24 protein-coding genes are annotated in these 22,918 nt (G+C 71.5%); 18 read left to right on the forward strand and 6 right to left on the reverse strand.

The features are described 5' to 3' along the window. The first annotated feature begins 124 nt into the window (after positions 1–124). Positions 125–406, forward strand: coding sequence for a WhiB family transcriptional regulator (locus tag QM721_RS02975; RefSeq protein ID WP_415118827.1), 282 nt, complete (start codon positions 125–127; stop codon positions 404–406). On the opposite strand, the gene QM721_RS02980 is transcribed toward QM721_RS02975, so the two are convergent. Both QM721_RS02980 and QM721_RS02985 read right to left on the reverse strand, forming a co-directional pair. Next, a complete protein-coding gene (locus QM721_RS02980; protein ID WP_415118829.1) occupies positions 359–1,459 on the reverse strand; it encodes an ArsA family ATPase in 1,101 nt (366 codons plus the stop codon). The two genes, QM721_RS02975 and QM721_RS02980, sit on opposite strands and share 48 nt — an antisense overlap. Further along, the gene (locus QM721_RS02985) at positions 1,456–2,346 is read right to left on the reverse strand and encodes an ArsA-related P-loop ATPase (protein ID WP_415118831.1); all 891 of its coding nucleotides are present in this window, start codon (positions 2,344–2,346) and stop codon (positions 1,456–1,458) included. The genes QM721_RS02980 and QM721_RS02985 overlap by 4 nt, the downstream gene beginning before the upstream one ends. 53 nt (positions 2,347–2,399) lie before the next feature. Here QM721_RS02985 and QM721_RS02990 point away from each other — a divergent pair, with 53 nt between their 5' ends. The 5 genes from QM721_RS02990 (at position 2,400) to QM721_RS03010 (ending at position 5,023) form a co-directional block, all read left to right on the forward strand. Then, positions 2,400–2,561 carry a hypothetical protein gene (locus tag QM721_RS02990; protein ID WP_415118833.1) on the forward strand — a complete coding sequence of 54 codons (162 nt, stop codon included), beginning with the start codon at positions 2,400–2,402 and terminating at the stop codon, positions 2,559–2,561. Continuing rightward, the gene (locus QM721_RS02995; RefSeq protein ID WP_415118835.1) at positions 2,558–3,049 is read left to right on the forward strand and encodes a RidA family protein; all 492 of its coding nucleotides are present in this window, start codon (positions 2,558–2,560) and stop codon (positions 3,047–3,049) included. Before QM721_RS02990 ends, QM721_RS02995 begins: the two co-directional genes overlap by 4 nt. Beyond that, positions 3,049–3,741, forward strand: coding sequence for an endonuclease III (nth, locus tag QM721_RS03000; RefSeq protein WP_415118837.1), 693 nt, complete (start codon positions 3,049–3,051; stop codon positions 3,739–3,741). Before QM721_RS02995 ends, nth begins: the two co-directional genes overlap by 1 nt. Before the next feature lie 71 nt (positions 3,742–3,812). Next, positions 3,813–4,382: a TlpA family protein disulfide reductase gene (locus QM721_RS03005; RefSeq protein ID WP_415118839.1), complete on the forward strand. Its 570-nt coding sequence runs from the start codon at positions 3,813–3,815 to the stop codon at positions 4,380–4,382. Beyond that, complete coding sequence (locus QM721_RS03010) at positions 4,379–5,023, forward strand: NUDIX hydrolase (protein ID WP_415118841.1); 645 nt, start codon at positions 4,379–4,381, stop codon at positions 5,021–5,023. Before QM721_RS03005 ends, QM721_RS03010 begins: the two co-directional genes overlap by 4 nt. A gap of 14 nt (positions 5,024–5,037) precedes the next feature. Here the strand turns inward: QM721_RS03010 and QM721_RS03015 are convergent, their stop codons facing one another. Further along, entirely contained in the window at positions 5,038–5,559 is a 522-nt protein-coding gene (locus QM721_RS03015; RefSeq protein WP_415118843.1) for a phage holin family protein, read from the reverse strand. 162 nt (positions 5,560–5,721) lie between these two features. Continuing rightward, a complete protein-coding gene (locus QM721_RS03020) occupies positions 5,722–6,465 on the reverse strand; it encodes a methyltransferase domain-containing protein (RefSeq protein WP_415118845.1) in 744 nt (247 codons plus the stop codon). A 115-nt stretch (positions 6,466–6,580) separates the two neighbouring features. Here QM721_RS03020 and ssd point away from each other — a divergent pair, with 115 nt between their 5' ends. From ssd to QM721_RS03055, 7 genes are all read left to right on the forward strand, one after another. Continuing rightward, positions 6,581–7,591: a septum site-determining protein Ssd gene (gene ssd / locus QM721_RS03025; RefSeq protein WP_415118848.1), complete on the forward strand. Its 1,011-nt coding sequence runs from the start codon at positions 6,581–6,583 to the stop codon at positions 7,589–7,591. Beyond that, complete coding sequence (locus QM721_RS03030) at positions 7,588–8,742, forward strand: TadA family conjugal transfer-associated ATPase (protein WP_415118850.1); 1,155 nt, start codon at positions 7,588–7,590, stop codon at positions 8,740–8,742. The genes ssd and QM721_RS03030 overlap by 4 nt, the downstream gene beginning before the upstream one ends. Continuing rightward, complete coding sequence (locus tag QM721_RS03035) at positions 8,730–9,530, forward strand: type II secretion system F family protein (protein ID WP_415118852.1); 801 nt, start codon at positions 8,730–8,732, stop codon at positions 9,528–9,530. Before QM721_RS03030 ends, QM721_RS03035 begins: the two co-directional genes overlap by 13 nt. Continuing rightward, entirely contained in the window at positions 9,527–10,318 is a 792-nt protein-coding gene (locus tag QM721_RS03040; protein WP_415118854.1) for a type II secretion system F family protein, read from the forward strand. The genes QM721_RS03035 and QM721_RS03040 overlap by 4 nt, the downstream gene beginning before the upstream one ends. Positions 10,319–10,633: 315 nt before the next feature. Beyond that, positions 10,634–10,828, forward strand: a complete 195-nt coding sequence (locus QM721_RS03045) for a DUF4244 domain-containing protein (protein ID WP_415118856.1) — start codon at positions 10,634–10,636, stop codon at positions 10,826–10,828. A 56-nt stretch (positions 10,829–10,884) separates the two neighbouring features. Beyond that, positions 10,885–11,220 carry a hypothetical protein gene (locus QM721_RS03050; RefSeq protein WP_415118858.1) on the forward strand — a complete coding sequence of 112 codons (336 nt, stop codon included), beginning with the start codon at positions 10,885–10,887 and terminating at the stop codon, positions 11,218–11,220. Between the two features lies 1 nt (position 11,221). Then, a complete protein-coding gene (locus QM721_RS03055; protein WP_415118860.1) occupies positions 11,222–11,590 on the forward strand; it encodes an Rv3654c family TadE-like protein in 369 nt (122 codons plus the stop codon). Here the strand turns inward: QM721_RS03055 and QM721_RS03060 are convergent. Continuing rightward, positions 11,560–13,863 (reverse strand): DEAD/DEAH box helicase, encoded by a 2,304-nt coding sequence (locus QM721_RS03060; RefSeq protein ID WP_415118862.1) that lies wholly within the window; start codon positions 13,861–13,863, stop codon positions 11,560–11,562. The genes QM721_RS03055 and QM721_RS03060 overlap by 31 nt on opposite strands. 89 nt (positions 13,864–13,952) lie before the next feature. Further along, positions 13,953–15,458 (reverse strand): amidohydrolase, encoded by a 1,506-nt coding sequence (locus tag QM721_RS03065; RefSeq protein ID WP_415118864.1) that lies wholly within the window; start codon positions 15,456–15,458, stop codon positions 13,953–13,955. Positions 15,459–15,476: 18 nt separating this feature from the next. On the opposite strand from QM721_RS03065, the gene QM721_RS03070 reads away from it, so the two are divergent. The 5 genes from QM721_RS03070 (at position 15,477) to QM721_RS03090 (ending at position 22,904) form a co-directional block, all read left to right on the forward strand. Continuing rightward, positions 15,477–16,970: a methyltransferase gene (locus QM721_RS03070; protein WP_415118866.1), complete on the forward strand. Its 1,494-nt coding sequence runs from the start codon at positions 15,477–15,479 to the stop codon at positions 16,968–16,970. Positions 16,971–17,060: 90 nt separating this feature from the next. Next, positions 17,061–19,766, forward strand: a complete 2,706-nt coding sequence (gene topA, locus QM721_RS03075; RefSeq protein WP_415118868.1) for a type I DNA topoisomerase — start codon at positions 17,061–17,063, stop codon at positions 19,764–19,766. After that, entirely contained in the window at positions 19,766–21,139 is a 1,374-nt protein-coding gene (locus QM721_RS03080) for a hypothetical protein (protein WP_415118870.1), read from the forward strand. The genes topA and QM721_RS03080 overlap by 1 nt, the downstream gene beginning before the upstream one ends. Continuing rightward, positions 21,136–21,768, forward strand: coding sequence for a dTMP kinase (tmk, locus tag QM721_RS03085; protein ID WP_415118872.1), 633 nt, complete (start codon positions 21,136–21,138; stop codon positions 21,766–21,768). The genes QM721_RS03080 and tmk overlap by 4 nt, the downstream gene beginning before the upstream one ends. Further along, positions 21,765–22,904, forward strand: coding sequence for a DNA polymerase III subunit delta' (locus tag QM721_RS03090; RefSeq protein WP_415118874.1), 1,140 nt, complete (start codon positions 21,765–21,767; stop codon positions 22,902–22,904). The genes tmk and QM721_RS03090 overlap by 4 nt, the downstream gene beginning before the upstream one ends. Positions 22,905–22,918: the final 14 nt, after the last annotated feature.

Consider the following 22,918-nt stretch of genomic DNA (forward strand, 5'->3'; position numbering starts at 1 on the left):
AAGGTTCACCGGGATTTTGCCCGAGGTGCGCTCGCCCGCACTTTTGCACCCGAGGAAGCATCCACTACACTGAGTAGTAGATAATTCGCTTTGGTTGATCTCCCTCGAAGTTAGGTGATGTGCCGTGTCAGTCATGGAGACGGATAGCTGGCCGATGATGGCCAAGTGCCGCGGCCTGCAGGACGACCTGTTCCCCGACGGCGCCGAACAGAAGCGTGCCCGCACGATCTGCGGCGGTTGTCAGGTCAGGGCTGAATGCCTCGCCGAGGCGCTCGACAACCGCATCGAGTGGGGCGTGTGGGGCGGTATGACCGAACGTGAACGCCGCCGTCTGCTGCGTCAGCACGCCGAGATCACCTCATGGCACCGGCTGCTGGTGCAGGCCGGCAACCAGATCGCCCACTGACCGTAGGTCGTTGACCCCGCCGGGGTGCAGGCTCACCCGGCCTATTGGAACGCCGAGTGGGGCCAGCGGCTCGATCGCGCGAAGCTCTGCGGCGTGCCGCTGCATCGCTCGCCGGTGCTGAGTCAGCACCGACAACTGTGACTGATCGGCCCTCGATTCGGCCGAGGCGAGCACGTCTGCCGGCAGCGACACCAGCGGCGTCACCTGATTGACCAGCACCCCGCGCAGCGGCAGCCGATCGTGCTGCAGCCGGCGCACCAGGGCCGCGGCCTCGGCCACGGGGCCCGGACGCGGTCCAGCCACAACCACGAAACCCGCCCGGTCGGAGGCCAGCAGAGCCCGAGTGCCGGCGGCGTGCGACTCGAAGGTGAGCACGACCCGTTCGAAGACCCGCAGAAAGGTGCGCAGGTCTCCGAACAGCCGTCCCCCCAGAATCGCGTCCAGTGCCCGGGTGGCGAGCGCGGCGCCCGCGTCCAGAAAGCCGAGCGGCCCCCGCGGCAGCCCCAGCACCACGCGCAACAGCGGATTGTGCGCCAACGCCTCGAGCCGGCTGGGGCCGTCCAGAAAGTCGAGGGCCGAGGCACTGGGCGGGGTGTCGACCACGATCAGGTCCCAGGCTCCGGTGGTGTCGGCCTGGCGGGACAGCTCGCCGATCTTCTCCATGGCCACGTACTCCTGGGTGCCCGAGAACGCCTCGGACAGGGACTTGTAGAAGGGGTTGGCGCGAATCCGGTCGGCCTCGTCGCGGGTGCACCCTGCGGCCAGGGCCTGATCGAAGGCGTGCCGCGCGTCGAGCATCATCGCCGCCAGGGTGCCCTGGGCGCCCTCCAATGGGACGGCAGTGGGCTCGTGGGCCAGCCCGCGCAGCCCCATGGCCTGGGCCAGTCGTCGGGCCGGGTCGATGGTGACCACCACGACCCGGCGCCCGAGCCGGGCCGCGCGCACGGCCAGGGCCGCCGACAGGGTGGTCTTGCCGACGCCGCCGGTGCCCACGCACAACAGCACCCGCAATGCCGGGTCGGTGAGCAGGTGGTCGGGGGCCAGGGTGGTCACAGCCCCTCCAGCGCGTCGGCGAGCAGGCTCAGCCCATGCCCCGACGGGTCGGTGTCGGGCACGCGGGCCACCGCCAGCCCGGTGCGCTGCCCGAGCAGCGCCTGCCAGGCGTCCTGCCCCCGAGCGCGGTCGGCTTCGGCGACCAGCGCAGCGGTCATGACCGCCCAGTCGGCGTCGGCGATACCGGCGGGCGCGGCGGGCAGGGGATTGGGCACCTCAGGTGTGGCTATGCAGCGGTTGGCGATCAGGCCGTCCACCCGCAGGCCCAGATCGCGCAGCGCCGCCACGGTTTCGATGGTCTCGGTCACCGGCAGCTCGTCGAGCACGGTGACCACCTGGGTGCGGCAGGTCGGGTCGCGCAGGTCGTCCATCACCGAGGCGGCCTGCTCGGCGATCGGGCTGCCGTCGGTGAGGTCGGCCAGGCCGGCCCCGGCGCCCAGGAACGAGCCAACGCGGCCTGCCGGGGGAGCGTCCAGCACCAGGGCGTCGATGCCGGGGTGGGTCTCGGTCAGGTGGGTCACCTGGCCGATCAGCAGAATGTCGCGCAGCCCGGGTGCGATGCGGGTGGCGAAGTCGACCAGCGGGTCGAGCCGCAGCAGATCGGCGGCGAAGCCGAGGCGGTAGTGGCGCTGCAGGTAACCCGACAGCGAGGCCCGGGCGTCGATCTGCACGCCCTCGACGCGACCGGTGCGGGTGGGCAGCAAGGGGCCGGGTTCGTGGGCGACCGGCCGTCCGGTGGCCAGAGTGAGCCCGGCGCGGCCCTCAACCTCGGCGACCACCACGCAGGCGCCCTGGCGGGCCAGCCGCAGGGCCAGTGCCAGGGCGATGGTGGTCTTGCCTACCCCGCCCTTGCCGGTCACGATGTGCAGCGGGCAGCGGGACGGCATGGTGCCAGCGTACGTGGGGGGCCGCTGTCGGTCGCGGCCATTAGGGTTGGCCCATGACCAAATGGGAGTACGTGACCGTGCCGGTGCTGGTGCACGCGACCAAGCAGATTCTCGACCAGTGGGGAGTCGACGGGTGGGAGCTGGTGCAGGTGGTTCCCGGGCCCAATCCACAGAACCTGGTCGCCTACCTGAAGCGGCCGCTGGAGGACTCGTGAACGAGGAACTCCAGGGCAGTTCACCGTCGCGGCGGCTGGCAGAGCTCGGCCTGACGCTGCCGGCGGTGGCCAAGCCGCTGGCCGCCTACGTGCCGGCGGTGACATCGGCGGGCCAGGTGTTCACCTCGGGCCAACTGCCGACCGTCGCCGGCGCACTGGTGGCCACCGGGAAGGTGGGTGCGCAGGTAAGCCTGGAGCAGGCCGTCGAAGCAGCCCGGGTGGCGGCGCTGAACGCGTTGGCCGCCGCTGCGGCCCAGGTGGGCGGGGTCGACAACATTGGGCGCATCGTGCGGGTGGTGGTGTTCGTGGCGTCCGACCCGTCGTTTACCGGGCAGCCGCAGGTGGCCAACGGGGCCAGCGAGCTGTACGGCCAGATCTTCGGCCCCCTGGGCGTGCACGTACGCTCGGCGGTTGGCGTAACGGTGCTGCCGCTCGATGCTCCGGTCGAACTCGAACTGGTCGTCGAGGCCAGCGCCGCGGCGTTCTGATGCAGACTGGCACGGCGCTGGTCCGGCGTGCCCGGGCGATCGACCGTGCCCTGGCGGACGCCTACCCCGACGCGCGGTGCGAGCTCGACTTCAGCACCCCGCTGGAGTTGCTGGTGGCGACCATTCTGAGCGCGCAGTCGACCGATCGCCGGGTGAACCTGGTCACCCCGGCACTGTTCGCCCGCTACCCGGGCGCAGCCGACTACGCGGCGGCCGACCGCGAGGTGCTGGAGCAATTGATTCACCCCACCGGCTTCTTCAGGGCCAAGAGCGATGCCCTGATCAGGCTGGGGGCGGCACTGGTGGAACGCTTCGACGCTGCGGTGCCGGGCACGCTGGAGGAGTTGGTCACGCTGCCCGGCGTGGGGCGCAAGACCGCGAACGTGGTGCTGGGCAACGCCTTCGGGGTGCCGGGCATCACCACCGACACCCACTTCATGCGGCTGTCGGCGCGCTTCGGCTGGTCTACCTCGGCCAAGCCCGAGGTGGTCGAGGCCGAGGTGGGAGCGTTGTTCCCGCGCCGGGATTGGACGCAACTGTCGCACCACGTGATCTGGCACGGTCGGCGCCGCTGCCACGCGCGGCGCCCGGCCTGCGGGGCGTGCCCAGTGGCGAAGCTCTGCCCGAGCTACGGGTTGGGTCCGACCGAGGCGACGGCGGCCGCGAAACTGGTGCGGGAGCCGAGGGGATGACGACCCAGGGGGCGAAGAGGCGAGGGTTGCCAGCCCGACTAGGAGTTTTGCTCGCCGCTCTGGGGTTGCTGGTGACCGGGTGCACGATCACCCGGCTGGACGATGAGCCCACCGACCCCTCCTATACGCCGGCCACCGAGGCTGAGGTGCTGGCGGCCCGGAAGGCCGCGGGCATAGCGGACTGCCCGAAGTCTGACTCCGACGTGCCGGCGCGCGCCGACGGGCTGCCCGACCTCACCGTGGACTGCCTGGGCGGCGATTCGACGGTGCGGCTGGCGGGCTTGCGGGGAAAGCCGATGGTGATCAACCTGTGGGCGCAGTGGTGCCCACCCTGTCGCGCCGAGTCGCCGTACTTTCGGCAGTTCGCGCAGGCCGGCAAGGGCAAGGTGTTGCTGCTCGGGCTGAACTACGGCGACCCGCGGCCCGACCTGGCGGTCGAGTTCGCGTCGCTGGTGCGCTGGAAGTACCCGCAGCTCGCTGACCCGGACCGCAACCTGGGCACCCGGCTCAACCTGCCGGCCATTCCGATCACGCTGTTCGTCGCCGCCGACGGACGCCTGGTGCGAACCTTCGTCGGGGGGCTGCACTCCTATGACGAGCTCGTCCAACTCACCCGCGACGAGCTCGGCGTGAAGCTGTGACGCCGGCCGAGGCGAACCTGCTGCGCACCCTGCTGGCCGGGCCCGAGGCGTCGGCAAAGGTGGCGGCCCGGGCCGCGAGCGGGGGGCGTCCGGCGGCGGTGCTGATCGCCCTTGCCGAGCACTCCGCGGGGCTGCACGTGGTGCTGGTCGAGAAAGATGCCCGGCTGCGCAGCCACGCCGGCCAGGTGGCCTTCCCCGGTGGCTCGCTGGAGCCGTCGGACCCTTCGCCGGTTGCGGGTGCCTTGCGTGAGGCTCACGAAGAGGTCGGCATTGAGCCCGGTGAGGTCGAGGTGTTGGGCGTGCTGCCGCCCACCTATGTGCGGAGCAGCGACTTCGCGGTCACAGCCGTGGTGGCCCGGTGGCCGCAGCCGCGTCCGCTAGCGCCGGTCGACACGGTTGAGATCGCCGCGGTGCACAGCATCGCCCTCGACGTGCTGCTCGACCCGGCCAACCGGGTCACCTGGACCCACCCGGCCGGCTTCGACGGCCCCGGATTCGTGGTGGGTGAACTGTTCGTCTGGGGATTCACCGCCTACCTGCTCGACGGGCTGTTCGACCTGGCGGGCTGGACCGTTGCGTGGGACCAGGCGCGGGTGGCCGAGATTCCGGAGCGCTTCGTGCGCGGTCGGCGGCGTGGCTGACCCGGCCGCAGCGGTTAGGCGCCGGGGCGCGCGAACGTCGGTCCTTGATTGCCGGAGGTGATGCTCGGGGCGCTCTGCCGGGCCGTCTTGCGGGCCTGTGCCTCAGCCTCAGCCTCGACCAGCCCGCGCTCGACGGCGCTCTTCACCGCCTGCATCGAATCCTGAGCCTGCTTGACGGTGGCCTGGGGGCCTTTGGCTGCGGCCAGCTTGTTCTTGGCGATCAGCGCCAGCACGCCGGCGATCACGAACAGCCCCACCGCTACGATCACCAGGCCCAGGCCGGCGGCCAGGAACGGCGCCCAGCCCAGTCCGGTGGCGAACCAGTGCGCCACCAGGGCCGAGAGCCCCAGGAACACCAGGCCGAGCCCGTTGACGGCGAGATAGCCGGCAGCACCCAGCAAGCCCGCCCCGATGCCCGCAGACTTCGCCTGAGGCACCAATTCGGCCTTGGCGAGTTCGATCTCGCCGCGGACGATGGTGGTGACATCAGCCTGAATGGCCTTGATCGCGTCCGCGATCTCTGACTGGTTCGCCATGGTGGAGCTGCCCTTTCGCCGCTGTGCCGCCAGCCTAGTGGCAGGGGCGCGGGCTGTCTGGCTCCCGGGAAGGTGGATCTGCGCCGGGCAGGCTCGCGACAGGTGCGAACCGCCCGCGCGGGTCGCGGTGTTCGCGCCTCGGCGGGCGCGGGAGCGGATTCCTCACAGCAGAATCTGCAGGCCGTCATCAGGCAGGTCGAGCGGAGCGGTGAGCTCGGTGTGGTCGACCTCGGCCCGCCAGCACTGCACCCGGTACGGCAACAGCAGCGGCTCCGGCGCGCGCGCGGCGTTGTCGTACAACGCCGCGACGTCGGCGAGCAGCGAGTGCCGTCCGTCGTCGTCCAGCCGCTGGGCCACCGGTGTGCGCTCGACCATGGCCAGCAGGCCGGGCAGATCGATCGGCACCCAACGGCGAAAGGCACGGGTCTCGATCGTCGGAAAGTATGCGCTGTCGGTCAGGGCCTGGAGGGAGTCGGTGCCGTAGTCGCCGCTCATCGCCGTCGGATCGACGTCACGCACCAGCGCGACCAGCCGTTTCACCCATGGCACGGAGTCGTCGCGCACCGTGTAGCTGATGCCGAGCCGTCCGCCGGGGCGGAGCACGCGGGCGAACTCCGACAGCGCCAGCCCGGGCGCGTACCGGTGAAAACTCTGGGCCAGCAGCACCCGGCCGAAGGAGCACGGTGCCAGCGGCAACGCCTCGGCCGCTGCCACCAGCGGCACCGCGGAGGGTGCTTGCCGCAGCAGCGCCGAAACAGCCTCGCGGTCCCGATCGATCACGGTCAGCCCCCGGCTGGCCCGTAGGGCAGCGGCGAAAGCGGACGCGGAGCGTCCGATCACCAGGTTCGGGCCCTCCGAACCCTCGACCAGCCAGTCGAGGGTGTTCTGCAGGCCTGTCGCGCTCATCACCGCATCGTACGGGCCGACGGCGGGTTGGGGTCGCAGATGGCCGGATGGCGAAGAAGGAGTTCACGTCCATCAGTTTGAACACCGGGGCGGGGTAGGTGTTCAAACTGACGGCGTGAGCGAAGTTCTAGTGGTGTCGAATGACGACGAGGTACGTGATCTGGTGGCAACCGCATCGGTGGCACTGGGGCAGCCAGCCGTGCTGTGCGAGCCCGGCGAGCTGGCCGGCCGGTGGGTTGCGGCGGCGACGGTCTTCGTGGGCGTGGACGTTGCCGCTGTCGTGGCCGGGTTGGGGCTGCCGCGTCGAGACCGGGTGTTCTTGGTGGGCCGCGATGTCGCCGGCGCCGCGTTGTGGTCGATGCCGCTGGGTGCGGAGGTGATCGTGCTGCCCGAAGGGCGGGCGTGGTTGTCGTCGGTGCTGGCCGGCTCGCGGGCAGAGGGCGCGGGACGGATCACGGTGGTGCTGGGCGGGTCGGGGGGTGTGGGGGCATCCACGCTGGCCGCCGCGCTGGCGTGGAGCGCGGCACGGGCGGGTTCGTCCGCAGCACTGGTGGACGCCGACCGGCTGGGCGGCGGCATCGATCTGCTGCTCGGCGCCGAGCAGGTCACTGGCTGGCGTTGGCCCCGCTTTGTGGCTGCCGAGGGAGTGCTGGGCGATCTGCGTGAGTTTCTGCCCGTGATCGACGGGGTCGCGGTGGTGTCGATGGCTCGCGGGCCCGACTTCGATCTCGCTCGTGAGCCGCTGAGCGCGGTGCTCGGCTCGTTGCAGCGCAGCTTCGACCACGTGGTGATCGACCCCGGACGTGCGGTGGGGGCAGCTGTCCGTGAGGCGGTGCGGCTGGCCTCCCGCTCGCTGGTGGTGGTCGGCGGCAGTGTGCGGGGGCTGGCTGCTGCGGGCCAGGCGCTGCGAGCCTTCGAGCCCGCTGCTGCCGAGCTGGTGCTGCGGCAGTTGCCACCCGCCAGCATGCCTGAACAGGTGGCCGAAGACGTGCTGGGCCTGCCCGTGGCCGGCCGGCTGCGTCACGAGCCGCGGCTCGCCGCAGCCGCCGAGCGGGGGGAGCGGCCACCGCTGGTCCGCCGGCGGGGCGGCTTGGGGGCGTTGTGCGAGCGGTTGCTGGTCGCATGACCGACACCCGGCTCGACGACGTGCGTTCGGTGCTTGGCCGGACGGGGGCAGAGCTCACACCCGGCTCGGTGGCCGATGCCCTGCGTGGTCTCGGCTTGCTGGTCTCGGAGGGCACGGTGCGCGAGACCGTCGAGGAGTTACGGCGCGAGAGTGCCGGCGCCGGACCACTGCAACCGCTGCTGGCCCTGCGCGGCGTGACCGATGTGCTGGTCAACGGCCATCGGCACGTCTACGTCGACCGGGGCGCAGGGCTGGAGTGCGTCGAGAGCCCGTTCGATTGCGACGACGACGTGCGCCGGCTGGCGGTGCGCTTGGCTGCAGTGGTGGGTCGTCGGCTCGACGAGGGCACCCCCTTCGTCGACGCCCGGCTGCCTGATGGGACCCGGGTGCACGCCCTATTGGGGGTGCTGACCGATGTTGGAACTTGCTTGTCTTTGCGGGTTCCCGCGCGCACGAGTCTCACGCTGGCCGACTGGGTGGGCAACGGCACCATGCACCAGCACGCGGCGCAGTTGCTCGACGCGCTGGTTGCCGCCCGCGCGGCGTTTCTGATCTCAGGCGGTACCGGTTCGGGTAAGACCACGCTGCTGGCAACGCTGCTGGGCCGGGTGCCGCCGACTCAACGCATCGTGGTGGTCGAGGACTCGCGGGAACTGGCACCCGACCATCCGCACGTGCTGCGGCTCGAGGCGCGTCCGGCCAATGCCGAGGGCGCCGGAGCCGTCGACCTGTCGACGCTGGTGCGGCAGGCTCTGCGGATGAGGCCCGACCGGCTGGTGGTGGGCGAGGTGCGCGGGGCCGAACTGGCTGATCTGCTGGCCGCGCTGAACACCGGTCACGACGGGGGTTGTGGCACTGTGCATGCCAATTCGGCCGACGATGTGCCAGCTCGGCTCGAAGCGCTCGCCGCCCTGGGCGGGGTGCCACGCGCCGCGCTGCACGCCCAAGCCGCGGCCGCACTCGACGTGCTGTTGCACATCGGCCGGTTGCCCGATGGGCTCCGCTGGGTGCAGCAGGTGTATTTGCTGCAGTGGCACGAATCCTCGGGGTTGTGCCGTCCAGTGCCGGCCTGGACGTTCCCACCGGGGGGCGAGCCGGTCGCGCACCCTGGCGCAGCCGACCTTGCGAAGGTGCTGCGATGGGCCTGCTGAGCGGCCTGCTGTTGGTTGCGGCGGTGCTGGCGTGGGGGTCGGCTCATCCCTGGCGGCGGGTGCGTGCACGGACGAAGCAGCGTCGGGTCGACCCGGCGCCACGACTGGTGCCGGTGCTGGTGGTGGGTGTGGCGACACTGGCCGGCGCAGGCTGGGTGATCGGGTCGGTGCGTGCGGCGGTGCTGGCGACACTGGCCGGAGCGTGCTTGTCCGCGGCGGTGTGGACCCTGGCGAATGCCCGCCGTGGACGGCGGCAGGCTCGGGCGCGCGACGAGGTGGCCCAGGGTGCGAGCGAACTGGCTGCGTTGCTGCGGGCGGGGCACGCGCCGGGGCGGGCCCTGCAGGTGGTGGCGCGGGCCGCGCCCTGTTTCGGCGAGCCCGCCGCTCACTTCGCCATCGGTGGCGACGTCACCGACGCGCTGCGCCGCGGTGCCGACCGGCCGGGCTACGAGGGCCTGCGCGGGCTGGCCGCTGCCTGGCGGACGGCGCAACGCACCGGGGCATCGATGACCTCATTTCTGGACGAGCTGAGCGCTCAACTGGCAGCCGAACGCGAACTCGGACGCAGCGTGGCCACCGAACTGGCCGCGGCCCGATTGACCGGACGCCTGCTCGGGTTTCTGCCCCTGGTCGGCATCGTTTTGGGCTATGCGGTGGGCGGCGACCCGGTCGCCTTTCTGCTCTCGTCCGACCCGGGACTGTGGTGCTTGACGGCCGGGGTCGGGCTGGCGGTTGCCGGCGTGGTCTGGAGCGAGAAGCTCGCCGAGCGCGCCGGGCGGTTGCGATGAACACGGCCGCCTTGGGGGCAGGGCAGTTGGTGCTGCTGGCCGCGCTGAGCGCGGCCCTCGCGGTGTGCCTGATCGTCGGGCCGTTTCGTTGTCGGCCCCAGGTGCTGAGCGGGTCGGGCGCCCCCGCGTCGGCCGGTCGGGCGCCGGGCTGGCGCGCAGCGTTCGCGGCGGTCGACGGGGCGCCCAGCGCGATCGTTCGAGCTGCGGTGGCGGTGATCGCCGGCTGCTTCGTGATCGGTTCGGGCGCCGGGTCTGCCCTGGCTGCGCCGCTGGCCGGTCTGGTCGGGGTGGTGGTCTTCGTTGCCCTGGGCCGCTACCGACCTGGTGCCGTGCGGCGCGGTGAACTCGAACTGCAGGCGGCGCTGCCGACCGTTTGCACGTTGCTGGCGGTGTGCCTGGAGGCCGGTCTGCCCTTGCGTAACGCGGTGGCGGCGTTGGCCGAAGGCTTGGCCGGAAGCATGGGGCAGGTGCTGTTACGCCTCGATGCGGCCGTGCGGCTGGGAACGCCCGAGCCGGACGCGTGGCGAGAACTGGGCCGTGTGCACCCCGCATTCGAAACGCTGGCTCGCGAACTGGGTCACGCGGCAGGTAACGGGTTGGCGCTCGCTCCGCTGCTGCGGCAGCACGCACGCGAGGCACAACGGACGCTGCACGCCGCGGCGCAGGCCCGGGCCAGGCGTGCGGGGGTGAACAGCGTGGTGCCGCTGATGGTCTGCTTTCTGCCGGCCTTTCTGCTCACCGGGGTGGTGCCGATCGTCGGCGGCGCCGCCCTGCAACTGCTGTCGTGACCGCCCGTCACCCACCCACCCGCCCACCCGCCGGCCCGCCGGCCCGCCCAGGTTTCCGTGCTTGAGCGTCGTTTCAGTGGTTCAAACCCCGGAAAGGACGCTCAAGCACGGAGGCGTGGCGTGCTGGCGTGCCGGGGTGCCCGGGGGGGGGGAGAGAGAGCGGGAGAGAGTCGGGGCGGGTGGGGGAACTGGCTTGTCCACAGGTTTCGGCGGTTGGGCGCGGCTGTGCACAGGGTGGGGGCAATCGTGAGCGCTTGCCGGAGTAACTGCCCAAGCTGAGGGTGACCCCGGCGGTCGGGGCGAAAGGAGAAAGCAATGTCGAACCAAGTGGTGGCGCTGCCGCGCAGTGAGCGGGGTATGACAACGGCCGAATACGCCCTCGGCACGATCGCGGTGGTGGCCGTGCTGGCAGTCGTGATCGGTGTGCTGACCAACGGCGCATTCAGCGAGCACATCAACACGCTCGCGAACCAGATCATCGACTGGATTCAGAGCTTCATCAAGAAGTGACGGTGCGGGTGGCCCCTTCCGGGGCCGCCCGACCCGGAAGCCGAGAGGAGGGCAGGGTGCGAACCGAACGGGGCATGGCGAGCGTCGAAGTGGCGTTCGGTGTGATGTTGTCGGCCGTGGTAGCGCTGGGGTTGTGCTACCTGCTGGCCATCGTGGTGCAGTTCGGCCAGTTGCAGGCCGTCGCCGGTGAGGTGGCTCGGCAGCGTGCCCGCGACGACACCGCCGCTGCTGCCCGGGCCGAAGCCAACGCGCCCGCCGGCTCCCGGGTTCGGGTCCGTCTCGACGGTGTCGACGTGGTCGTGGTCGCCGAGTTGCGCGCGCAGCCGTGGGGGGCATGGATTCCGTCCATGCAGCTCAGCGCTCGTGCCGTGGTTGCGCGCGAGGGGAGCTGAGATGGCGCGCACCGAGCGTGGGGTGGCCACGGTGCTCGTAGTAGCCACGGTGATGGGGTTGGTGACCGTTGCTGCAGCCGGGCTGCTCGGCCTGACCTACGCAGCTACCGCCCGCTCGGTGCGTGCCGCCGCCGATCTGGTGGCACTTTCGGGCGCACAGGCGCAGGCCAGAGGCGCGGACGCCTGTGCCGAGACCCGTCGCATCGCCGCGCTGAACGACGTGGAGGTGGCCGAGTGCGAGGTCGCCGGCGACCTGATCGACTTCGTGGTCGAGGTGACTGTTCGCCGGGCGGTGGGCTGGCGGTTGCCGGGCCTGCCGCAGCAGGTGAGCGCGGTGGCCTACGCCGGCAGCGTCACGGGGGTGCCGTGACCACCCGGCAGCGTCTCGGCCACCAGCGCCCGCAACACGGCGATGGCGGCCGGCCGGTCGAGCGGATGGTTGCCCGAGCCGCAGGCCGGCGAGACGACGCAGCGGGGGCAGCCGTGATCGCAGGGGCAGGCCTGAAGCAGGTCCAGGGTTGCGGCCAGCCAGCGCTCGGCGACCCGAAACCCCTCGTCGGCGAAGCCCGAACCGCCGGGCAGCCCGTCGTGCACGAACACAGTCGGGGCGGCGGTGTCGGGGTGCTGCACGGTAGACAGCCCGCCGACGTCGCCCTTGTCACAGGGTGCGAAGCCGGGCAGCAGGCCGATCGCGGCGTGCTCGGCGGCGTGCAGGCCGGCCGCCAGGTCTCGGACGGCCACGGCCGGGCCGGCGCTCCCGCGGGCAGGGACGGGAAGGGTCCACCAGGTGGCTCGGGTGCGATAGGTGCGGCTGGGCAGATCGAGCGGGGTGGAATCCCACACCGCACCGGTGACGCTGTCGCGACGCAGGTAGCCGGTCACCTGCGAGGTCAGTTCGACGATGCCGTTGAAGAGCGTGGCGGCGCCCAGAGCCCGTTGTCGGTCGGTGCCGATGATGCGAACCTGGGTGGTGCCCTGCGCCTGGGTGAACCACTCGGCCCGCTGCTGCCGGCACAATGCCAGGCCAGCCTCTCGGTCGTACTGTTCAACCAGCCACTGCTCGCCCTGATGCAGGTACACCGCTCCCTCGTGCACAGTACGGTCGGCGGCAGCGGCATCCACCTGGCCGATCACCCGCCCGGTGCTGGTCTGCACGATCTCGACCCCGCCGCCGCCGATCGAGCGCAGGTCGATGCCATCGACCGCACGGCGCTGCGAGGTCCAGTACCAGGCCGCCCCGCGCCGACGCAGCACACCGCGGGCGGCCAGCCATTCGAGCAGCTGCGGCATGGTGGGGCCGAAGAAGCGCTCGTCGTCGGCGCTCACCGCGAGTTCCTGGGCGGCGGCTGCGAGATGCACCGAAAGTACGGCTGGCTGCTCGGGGTGCAGCACAGTGGCCTCGACCGGTGCGTCGAACAGCGCCTCGGGGTGGTCGCACAGCCAACTGTCCAGTGGGTCGGGGCGTGCGATCAGCATGGCGAAGGCGTCGCGGCCATCACGCCCGGCCCGGCCCGCCTGCTGCCACAGGGCGGCCAGCGACCCCGGAAAGCCGATCGTCAGCACCGCGTCCATGCCGGTGATGTCGACGCCCAGTTCGAGGGCGTTGGTACAAGAGACGCCGCGCAGCCGTCCGCTCGACAATGCCGCCTCGAGCTCGCGGCGGTCGCTGGCCAGATAGCCGGCGCGATACGAGGCGATGCCGTCGGGGTCCATGCTGCCTCGCCGGGCCTGGTCGGCCACGAGTTCGGCCTGAATGCGCGAGGTGGTGAACGCGAGCACCTGGTAGCCATTGTCGACCAGCCGGGTCAGCATCGAGGCGGCCTCGCGGTGCGGGTCGGCATCGCCCTGCCACACCACGAAGTCGAGGGCCGGGCGCGTGCACGTGTCTTTCTCGACGGCGACGGCCTCGCTCACCCCGGTCAGCCGGCGCAGGTGCTGTGCGGGCTCGGCGATCGTGCCCGAGGCGCTGATGAAGACCGGGTCGGCGCCGTAGTGGCGGCACAACCGGCGCAACCGGCGCAGCACCGAAGCGACGTGCGCGCCGAACACCCCGCGGTAGCGGTGCGCCTCGTCGATCACCACGTAGCGCAGCGAGCGCAGCAACCCCTGCCAACGGTCATGGTTGGGCAGCAGCGACCGATGCAGCATGTCGGGGTTGGTCAGCACGAAGGTGGCGAAGTCACGAGCGAAGCGACGCTCCTCGGTCGTGGAATCGCCGTCGAGCGTGGTGAGGCGCCAGGCCGACCCGCCGAATTCGCGGGCACGCCGGGCCTGATCGTGGGCCAGCGCCTTCGTGGGCGCCAGGTACAAGGCGGTGTGTGCCCGGGCCGGCTGGGCCCATCGGTGCACGGCGGCGTCGTGCCCGATCACCCCCTCGGCCGTAGCGGCGTACACCGGCAGCAGATAGGCCAGCGACTTGCCGGACGCGGTCGAGGTGCTGATCGCGACGTGACGACCCGCGAAGGCCGCGTCGGCGGCGACTCGCTGGTGCTGCCACAGTGCGGTGATGCCCTGGCCGGCCAGAGCCCGCCCGGCCGCCGACGACACCCACCGGGGCAATTCGGCGGTGAGGCCGGGGCGCGCCGGGCGCTGGTGCACGTGACGCACCTGCGGCGCGTTCGTGATCCAGGCGGGCACGGTCATGCCACTCAGAGTGCCACGATCGGCCGGCACAAGCGCGAGGTGCGGGCAGCGAAGGCTCCGCTGCCGGTCACGTGTCCACCGTCGCCGGATCAGCCGTGATGAGTGATCCGGCCGGCGCAGACGGTGAGGGCCGCCCGCATCGTGCGCAGTGCCGCGGCGGTGTCGGCCGGGTTGTCGCCTTCGGCCAGTGGGTCACGGTCGAGCAGTACCACGTCGCCCACCGAGCCGGGCACCAGCCGCCGGGAGTCCACCGAGGCAGCTAGCGCCTCGCGAGGGTTCAGCGATTGCTCGGGGTGCCACCCCGGCCGCTCGTCGCCGCTGCGATGGACGGCCGTCGCGATGGCCAGCCAGGGGTCGAGGGCGGCGACCGGCGCGTCCGAACCGAACCGTACGTCGACGCCCTCCGCCACCATGGTGCGCAGCGGAAAGGCGCTCGCGGCACGCTCACCCCACAACCGGTCGGTGAGGTCGCGGTCGTCGATCAGGTGTGCCGGCTGCACGCTCGCCCGCAGCCCCAGCCGGCCGAGCCGCCGGACGTCGTGCGCGGCGATCAGTTGAGCGTGCTCGATCGATCCGCACGCCCCGGTCGCCTCGAACGCGTCGATCGCCACCGTGTTGGCCCGGTCGCCGATGGCGTGCAGCGCCACTTGCAGCCCGGCGCCGGTGGCCCGCTGCAGCAGCTCGCGCAGTTCGCCGGGGGAGTAGTTGGCCTGGCCGCAGCACGGTTCGGGGCCGGCCGGACGATCGGCGTACGGTTCGGTGGTCCATGCTGTGCGGCTGCCCAGCGAGCCGTCGGAGATGATCTTCAACGGGCCCATGGTCACCATCCCGGCGCAGCCGTCCAGCGCATCGCCGGTGCGCAGGCCCCGTTCGATCACCTGGTCGAGCTGATGCGGGTAGGTCGAGGCACGCACCCGCACCGAGTCGGCCCCGGCCGCGAACCGCTGCGGCCAGTCCACGAACGAGTTCTCGAACTCGAAATCGACCAGCCCGGTGACCCCCAGGGCGGCCAGCCGGGCCAGCGGTGCCACGAAATCGGACGGCTCGGGCGCCGCACCCGGCAGCTCGTCCAGCCGGCGCAACAGGTCGAACCACTCGTTCTCGCTGACCGGGCCGGTTCGCCGCGGCGCGGCCAGCAGGTCGAAGGCGGCGGAGTTGACCCAGCCGGTGTGGGCGTCGCCCGACACCAGCACTACCGGACGGCCCCGGCTCACCGCGTCCAGCTCGGCCACCGTCGTAGCCCGGGGCCAGCCGGCGGGCCGGTAGCCGAAGCCGAGCAGGGTGCGCCCGGACGGCTGTTTACCCACCGCGCCGGCCACGGCCGCCAGCACGTCCTCGGCCCGGCGCGCCGTGCCCAGCGGCAGCATCCGCTCGGTGCGCACCCACTGCGCGACGTGCACATGGGCGTCCCACAGCCCCGGAACGGCCCAGCGCGCCTCGCCGTCCACCTCGTCGACGCCGGACGGCCGGCTCAGCTCCGGCCCGATCTCGGTGATCGCCCCGTCGATGATCAGCAGGTCGACCGGTGGCGCGGTGCCGCCGGAGCCGTCCAGATCGACCCGCCGAACCCGCCGCAGCAGCAGAGAACGACTCATTCGTGGAAGCGTAGTGCCGTGCTCGACCTCGCAAACGCCCGTGCCCTCGCCCGCCGGCTCGACGACGCCGGCTATCGCTTCGACCCGGTGGCCGAACGGCTCGGCCCGGCCGGGCTGGACGGACTGGCCCGCAACGCCACCATTCCGGGCGATCGGGCGCTGGCCGGTGCCGACGACCCGCAGGCCACGGTGATCCGGGTCTTCGCCTTGCAGCAGAGCGTGCCCAGGCCGGCGCTTGAGGCCGCCCTCGGCGACCTTGAGCCGCTGCACCCCCTGCTGGAGGCCGGCGCCGACCCCGGCACGGTGCGCGCCGCGATCGAGATTCGGCCCTACGCGTTCAGCGACGACACCGGCGAGCACGATGCCTGGCTCGCCTCCGATCGCACACCGAACCTCGACGGACGTCTCGGCGAGGTGCGCGACGACTTCGTGCTCGGGCTGTCACCGGCCTCGGTGACACTGGCGCAGCTCACCATGCCGGGGCGGGTCGGCCGGGCCCTCGACCTGGGCTGCGGCGGGGGCGTGCAGTCGGTGCACCTGTCCACCCACGCCGACGCCGTGGTCGCCACCGACCTCAACCCCCGGGCCTGCGCCATGACCCGGTTCAGCGCAGCGCTCAGCGGCATCGACGTCGACGTGCGCCAGGGATCGCTGTACCAACCGGTGGCGGGCGACAGTTTCGACCTGATCGTGAGCAACCCGCCCTACGTGATGTCGCCGCCGACGGCCTCCCGGCTGGTCTATCGCGAGGGCACGTTCAGCGCCGACACCCTGGTGCGCGCAGTCGTCACCGGCGCTCCGGCCCGGCTCAACCCCGGCGGGGCGCTGCAGGTGCTCGGCAACTGGGCGATCGCCGCCGACCAGCCCTGGCAGGAGCGGCTCGCGGAGTGGATCGCGCCGACCGGCTGCGACGCCCTGGTCTTGCAGCGCGAACAACTCGACCCCTATGAGTACATCGAGCTGTGGCTGGCCGATGCCGCCCTGACCGGCACCCCCGAATACCGTCGGCGCTACGCCGAATGGGTCGACTACTTCGACAGCCTGGGCATCGTCGGGGTCGGCCTGGGCTGGCTCACCCTGTACCGCAACGATGCCGCCGACCCGGTGTTGCGCTTCGATGACTGGCCACACCGCACCCACAGCGGCGTCGGCGCCGCCTTCGCCGAGTTTCCGCAGGCCGCCCGCACCGCGCGAGCGCCGCGGCACGACCTGCTCGCCGCCACCTTCACCGTCACGCCCGACCTCACCCAAGAGACCATCGGACGACCCGGCGCGGCCGACCCCGAACACGTGGTGCTGCGCCGTGCCGCGGGTTTCGGACGCGCCGCCGAGGTGGACACCGCGCTCGCCGCGGTGGTCGGTGCCTGTGACGGCGAACTGCCGCTCGGGGTGCTGATCGACGCCGTTGCCGACCTGCTCGAGGTGGACGCCGCAGGTCTCACCGCTGACCTGCTGCCGCGGCTGCGCTCACTGATTTCTGACGGCTATGTGACCGCAGCAGGTCCGCTGTGATTTGCTCCGGTGTGGCCGAGCCGTCGTTCTTTGTGGCTACCATTCCCACCTGAGGCCCTCCGGCCCCAGACCCCGCAGCAGAGGATCCACGTGGCAACAGCAGGCTTCAAGGCGCTGGTGATCGTCGAGTCACCGGCCAAGGCGACCAAGATCGCAAGTTTTCTCGGCTCTGGTTACGTCGTCGAGTCGAGCCGCGGTCACGTCGCCGACCTGCCCACGGGCGCGTCCGAGGTGCCGGCCAAGTACAAGGGTGAGAAGTGGGCCCGCACCGGGGTCAACGTCGACAACAACTTCGAGCCGCTCTATGTGGTGCAGCCCGACAAGAAGGCCACCATTCGCGAGCTCAAGGCGAAACTGGCCTCGGTCGACGAACTGCTGCTCGCCACCGACGAAGACCGCGAAGGCGAGGCGATCGCCTGGCATTTGCTGCAGCAACTGAAGCCCAAGGTGCCGGTGCGCCGCATGGTGTTTCACGAGATCACCCCGCAGGCGATCGCCGAGGCGGTGGCCAACCCGCGCGAGCTCGACACCGACCTGGTCGACGCGCAAGAGACCCGGCGGATTCTCGACCGGCTCTACGGCTACGAGGTCAGCCCGGTGCTGTGGAAGAAAGTCATGCCCAAGCTGTCGGCGGGCCGGGTGCAGTCGGTGGCCACCCGGCTGGTGGTCGACCGCGAGCGGGAGCGGATGGCCTTTCGCGCCGCCAGCTTCGCCGGCATCGAGGCCGTGCTGAACGCCGGCGAAGCGGTCGAGCCGCCCACCTTCGCCGCCACGCTGCACCAGGTCAGCGACCTGCGGGTCGCCACCGGCCGCGATTTCGACGCCCAGGGACGACTCACCGGCAAGTCGCTGCTGCACCTGTCGGCCGAGCAGGCGCAGAGCCTGGCAACCGCCCTCGAAGCCGCCAGTTACGCGGTGGCCTCGGTCGAGGCCAAGCCGTACACCCGCCGTCCGTACGCTCCGTTTCGCACCACCACGCTGCAGCAGGACGCCGGCCGCAAGCTCGGCTTCACCGCCGAACGCACCATGCGGGTGGCGCAAGACCTGTATGAGCGCGGTTTCATCACCTACATGCGCACCGACTCGGTCACCCTGTCGGCCACGGCCATCAGCGCCGCCCGGGCCCAGGTGAAGCAGTTGTTCGGCGGCCAGTACCTGCCCGAGGCGCCGCGCCTCTACACCTCGAAGGTGAAGAACGCCCAAGAGGCGCACGAGGCGATTCGCCCCGCCGGCGAGCATTTCGCCACCCCGGCCGAAACCGGGTTGGGTGGTGACGGGCTGCGGCTCTACGAGCTGATCTGGAAGCGCACCCTGGCCTCGCAGATGAAGGACGCCGTCGGCGAGACGGTCACCGTGCGCATCGGCGCCACCCTGCCGCAGCGCATGGCGATCAGCGACGCCACCACCGGTGAGCTGGTCGAGACCGGACGCTGCACGTTCAGCGCCTCGGGCCGCACCATCACCTTCCCCGGCTTTCTCAAGGCCTACGTGGTGGGCGTCGACGACGACGAGACCTCCGACGACGCCCAGGCTCGGCTGCCGCAACTGGTGGCCGGCGCCCCGCTGCGTGCCGACGAGGTGAAGGCGGTGGTGCACGACACCCGTCCGCCGGCCCGGTACACCGAGCCGTCGCTGGTGGCCAAGCTCGAAGAGCTCGAGATCGGACGGCCCTCGACCTACGCCTCGATCATTCGCACCATCACCAGCCGTGATTATGTGTTCAAGAAGGGTTCGGCGCTGGTGCCCACCTGGCTGGCGTTCGCCGTCACCCGGCTGCTCGAAGAGCACTTCCCCAAGTTGGTCGACTACACCTTCACCGCCGCCCTCGAAGACACCCTCGACGACATCGCCAACGGCCAGGCCGCCCGGCTGCAGGTGCTCAGCGACTTCTACTTCGGCCCGGACGGTTCGACGCACCAGGGCCTGCACGCGCTGGTCAACGAGCTGGGCGAGATCGACGCCCGCGAGCTGTCGACCCATCCGCTGGGCGATTCGGGCGTCGCCGTGCGGGTGGGGCGCTACGGCACCTACGTCGAAGACGCCGAGGGCCGCCGGGCGAACGTGCCCGACGATCTCGCGCCCGACGAACTGACCGCAGAGGTTGCCAACGAGTTGCTGCAGCAGCCGTTGGGTGAAGAGCGTGAACTGGGCACAGCCCCCGAGACCGGGCTGCCGGTGGTGGCCAAGAACGGACGCTACGGGCCTTACGTCACCGAGGTGCTGCCCGCCGACGCGGCCAAGGGTGCCAAGCCGCGCACCGGCTCGCTGTTCGCGTCGATGAGCCTCGACACGGTGACCCTGGCCGACGCGCTCACCCTGCTGAGCCTGCCCCGGGTGGTGGGCACCGCCGCCGACGGCGTCGAGATCACCGCCCAGAACGGCCGGTACGGCCCGTACCTGAAGAAGGGCACCGATTCGCGGTCGCTGACCGCCGAGGAGCAGATCTTCAGCATCACCCTGGCTGAGGCCGAGGCGATCTACGCCCAGCCAAAGACCCGCGGCGGCGCCCGGGCCGCGGCCGGCCCGCTGAAAGAACTCGGCAACGATCCGGCCACCGGCAAGCCGATGGTGATCAAGGACGGACGGTTCGGTGCCTACGTCACCGACGGCGAGGTCAACGCCACCTTGCGCCGCAGCGATTCGGTCGAGGCGATGACCGCCGAGCGGGCGGCCGAACTGCTCGCCGAGAAGCGGGCCAAGGGCCCGGCGCCGAAGCGCGCCACACGGCGCACGTCCAGCGCGAGCAAGTCCGCACGCAGCAGCAGCGCCAAGCGAGCGCCGGCCAAACGGGCGTGATGACGGTGGCCGAACCCGGTGAGGTGCTGCGATTCGACCTGCCCCCGACGGCAGCGGTCGCCAACCTGACCGGCCCGGCCACCGGATTCCACCGCCTGGTGGCCCGCCCGCCGGTGGAGTCGTCAGCCACCGTCATCGACACCGCCGATCACCGGTTGCTCGACTGGGGCGTCGAGTTGTCGCGGGTGGTCGAGACCGGCACGTGGGTGCTGCGCGCACCGCGCTGGTCGCCGCCGCTGGCCGCGGAAACGGTGTCGCCCCAGGCCGAGGACGACCTACCGCCCGAACTGGCAGACGTGCTGGTGCCGTTTCGCCGGGGCGGCATTCTGGGGCCCAAGCTGCGGGTCGAGACCTTGAGCCGGAGCTTCTCGCTGCTGGCGGCCGACGACGCACCGATCGGTGACCTGACCGACCAGCGGCACCGGGTCTCGAACCACTCCGGTCAGGTGGTCTCGTACCGCGACGTCACCGTGCGCGTGCTCACCCCGAACCCCGGTCAGGCGCAGGCGATCGCCGCTGCGTTTACCGCCGGCGATGCGGCAGCGGTGGATGAGTTCGCCACCTTGGCCACCCGGCTCGGCCTCGCCGGCCATGGGCACCGGCGCAGCGCACTGTCGGCCCGGGCCTCGATCGAAGACTTCGTCGCCGCCCAGTTCGAGTCGCGCTGGCGGCGTCTGTTGCTGGCCGACCTGTACGCGCGCACGGGGTTGGGCGACGACGCCGCGTTGCGCGAGGGGGTGCTGGCACTGCGGGTGGAGTTGTCCGGCCTGGAGGGGCTGCTCGAACCCAACTGGGCGCAGGCCACCGAACAACTGGCGGCCATCGCGGCCGAGTCGGCCCGGCCGCTGCAGCACACCGAGCGCTGGCTGCGCCTGCTCGACGTGCTGGCCCAAGCCAGCAGCGCGCCGCCGCTCACGGTCGCTGGACGCGTCACCGGACCGGTGCTGGCCCAAGAACTCGAGGCGGTGATGCAGACCCTGTTCGATCAGTGCCGCACCCTCGAGCCCTACTCGTCGGACGCGCGCTGGGCCCGGGCCCTGCAGGTGGCGAACCGGGCCGTCGCGCTCAGCACGCTGGCGCGGGACGTCTTCGGCAAGCCCGCCAAGCAGTTGCGCAGACACCTCGAACCGGTGGCGCAGGCGCTCGAGTCGACGCTGCGTCCCGACTCGGCCGCGTTGAGCCGTGACCTGCACAACCTGAGCACCGCGGAGGTTTTCGAGGCGGGCCGAGCCTATGAGCGCACCATGCTGTCGGTCGACTATGCGCGCGAGACCTTCGTGCGTGAATGGCCGGGCCACTGGGACGGGCTGCGTGGCCGGATCATCCGGCCGCGGGTACCGCACTCGGCCCAGGCGCCGCAGGGGCAACCGTGAGCGGGCTGTTCGTCGTATTCGAGGGTGGCGACGGCGTCGGCAAATCGACCCAGACCCGGCTGCTGGCCGACTGGGCGAGGGCGCAGGGCCTGGCGGCGCGGGTTACCTTCGAACCGGGCGACACCGCGGCCGGGCAACTGATTCGGCGGATCGTGCTCGACCCGGCCACCGGCGAGCTCGACCCGCGTGCCGAGGCCCTGTTGTACGCCGCTGACAAGGCTCATCACCTGTTCCAGGTGGTACGGCCGGCGCTGGCCCGCGGCGAGTTGGTGATCTGCGACCGCTACGTCGATTCGATGCTCGCCTACCAGGGCGCCGGACGGGTGCTCGACCTCACCGAAGTGGCCGGCATCGCCGGCTGGGCCACCGACGGCCTGGTGCCCGACCTCACCGTGCTGCTCGACCTGGAGCCCGAGCGTGCCGTGGGTACCATCGCCGAACCCGACCGGCTCGAACAGGCTGGTGCCGATTTTCACCAGCGGGCCCGGCAGTTCTTTCTTGAGCTGGCGGCGGCAGACCCGTCGCGCTACCTGGTGCTGCCGGCCCGCGAACCGCGGGGCTGGATCGCCCAGCAGGTGCGCGGCCGGGTGCGGGAGCTGTCACAGCAAGCTGGCAGGATCGACCCGTGAGCGTGTGGGCCGACCTGGTGGGGCAACAGCGGGTGGTCGACGTGCTGCGCCGGGCCGTGGCCGGCGGGTCGCACGCCATGTCGCACGCCTGGCTGATCACCGGCCCGCCGGGTTCGGGGCGTTCCAACGCGGCCCGCTCGTTCGCGGCCGCGCTGCAGTGTCCCGAGGGGGGCTGCGGGGTCTGCCCGGTCTGCCGAACCGCCTTGTCGGGGGCTCATCCTGACGTCACCCTGGTGCGCACCGAACAGTTGTCGATCGGCGTCGACGAGGTGCGCGACCTGGTGCGCCGGGCGGCCATGTCGCCCACCACCGGCCGCTATCAGGTGCTGGTCGTCGAAGACGCCGACCGGGTCACCGAGCGCGGCGCCGACGCACTGCTGAAGAGCATCGAAGAGCCGGCCGCTCGCACGGTGTGGCTGTTGTGCGCCCCGACGCCCGACGACGTGGTGGTCACCATCCGTTCCCGCTGCCGGGGTGTGCACCTGGCGACGCCCAGCACGGCCGCGGTGGCCGAGCTGCTGGTGCGGCGCGACGGCGTGCCGTCCGAGCTGGCGGCGTACGCGGCCAGGGTGGCCCAAGGCCATATCGGCCGTGCCCGCATGCTGGCCCGGCACGAGCCGGCCCGCATTCGCCGCGTCGAATTGCTCAAACTGCCCAGCCGGCTGATCAGCCTGCCCGACTGTCTCACCGCCGCCGCCAACCTGGTCGAGGCGGCCGGTGAAGAGGCGTCCGGCAGCACAACCGAACTCGACGCCCGCGAGAAGGCGGAGCTGTCGCAGGCGCTCGGCTTCGGCGCCAAAGGTGCCCGGCCGCGCAACGCCCAGGCGGCGCTGCGCGAGCTCGACGAGCAGCAGAAGGCGCGGGCCAAACGACTGCAGCGCGACGCGCTCGACCGGGTGCTCACCGAACTCACGACGTACTTTCGCGACGTGCTCTGCGTGCAGTCGGGCGCCACGGCTGAGCTGATCAACGCCGAGCTGCGTCCCGAGATCGAGGCGATGGCCCGGCGCGACTCGCCCGAGCGCACCCTGCGCCGGATCGACGCGATTCTGGAGTGCCGCACCGCGCTGGAGGGCAACGTCGCGCCGCTGTTGGCCATGGAGTCGCTGATGATCGGCATCGCCGTCTCGCTGTGAACGGATCGAGCCTC

Source organism: Micropruina sp. (genome assembly GCF_047602085.1).
Classification (GTDB): domain Bacteria; phylum Actinomycetota; class Actinomycetes; order Propionibacteriales; family Propionibacteriaceae; genus Micropruina.